Source organism: Streptomyces sp. DvalAA-14 (assembly GCF_900091855.1).
In the GTDB taxonomy this organism is placed as follows: Bacteria; Actinomycetota; Actinomycetes; order Streptomycetales; family Streptomycetaceae; genus Actinacidiphila.
Genome location: NZ_FMCH01000272.1, coordinates 1 through 1305, shown reverse-complemented (window position 1 = coordinate 1305; position 1305 = coordinate 1). Strand labels below are relative to the sequence as shown.

The following is a 1305-nucleotide window of genomic DNA, read 5'->3' as shown; positions in this document are numbered from 1 at the left end:
TCGGTCAGGGCCACCAGGACGGCGGATGCCACCACCACCGAGTCCACCGCCAGCACGACGCGCGGTCCGATGCCCGCGAGCGTGCCGGCCAGCGCGGTGCCGGCCGCGGCCGCGGCCATCTTGAAGCCGGCCATGGTGACGAAGACGTGCGCGCGGGCGGCCGGCGGCGAGTACACCGAGCGCACCGCGAGTGTCGCGGTGAACAGCACCGCGCTGGTGGCGCCCGCCAGGGCGAAGGTGAGCAGCGCGATCAGATAACCGGGCGCCAGGGCGCACAGCCCGATGGCGACCGCGTTCGCGGCGATCAGCCGGATGGCGAGCCGTTCGGGCTCGCCGGACAGCGGGAAGACACCGGTCAGGATCGCACCGCAGAGGTTCCCGGCACCGTAGACCGCGCCGAGGGCGGCGCCCGCGCCCGCCGAGTGTTCCAGCGACCTGCCGAAGACCACCGCGACGACCATGACGCCGCCGGTGCTGATCGAGGTGATCATGGTGGCCACCATGACCCGGCGCAGCGGCCCGACGTGCACCACCACCCGCAGCGCGTCGCGGACCGGCATCGACGCCCCGCCGGCGGCGACGGCCTGCCCCCGGGGGAGCAGCAACAGCAGCAGGCCCGACAGCACTCCCGACGCGCCCAGGATGACCACGGCCGGGAGGGGTCCGAGGGTGGTGGCGAGCGCGGCCACCACCGCCGGCCCGGCGATGTTGCTGATGCCGTACGTCGCGGAGTCCCAGCCCTCGGCGCGGCGCTGGGTGCGCTCGTCGCCGCCGACGATGAGGGCCAGCCGGCTGCTCAGGCCGCCGGTCATGAGCGGATCGCACAGGCCGCCCACCGTGATGACCAGGGCCACCAGGGCTGTCGCCGCGTGACCGAGCATCAGCGCGCCGCCGGCCAGGGCCAGACCGTACAGGGCGAAGGCCGGGGCCAGGCGCAGCCGGGTGTCCCGGGCGCTCTCCAGCCAGCGCGCCATCCACGGGCCGGCCACGTTGGGCGCGGTGAGCAGGGCGGCCAGGACGCCGCCGAGCGCGGCGCCGCCGTGGCTGTGCAGGCTGAGGGTGAGGGACACCAGGCCCACGGGGGCGCCGCCGCTCGCCGAGCGGATCAAGGTGGCCGAGGTGAGGTACACCGCCAGCGAGAAGCCGCGCCGCGCGGTCGGCGGCGGGGCCGCGACTACGGCCTGCGCGGGGGTCGGCGGTCCGCCGGGCGGGGAGCCGCCGTCCGGGGGCGCGATGTCGTCGGTCACCTGTCCTCCATCGTGTCGTGCACGCGATCGGTCCGGGAATCGGCCGTGCGCCCCTGAG

General features: G+C 75.9%; 1 protein-coding gene. It reads right to left on the bottom strand.

The window, feature by feature from the left end; all coding sequences use genetic code 11:
• A partial coding sequence (locus GA0115240_RS36870) for an MFS transporter (RefSeq protein WP_161302203.1) occupies window positions 1-1247 on the bottom strand: 1247 nt, incomplete at its 3' end.
• Window positions 1248-1305: the final 58 nt, after the last annotated feature.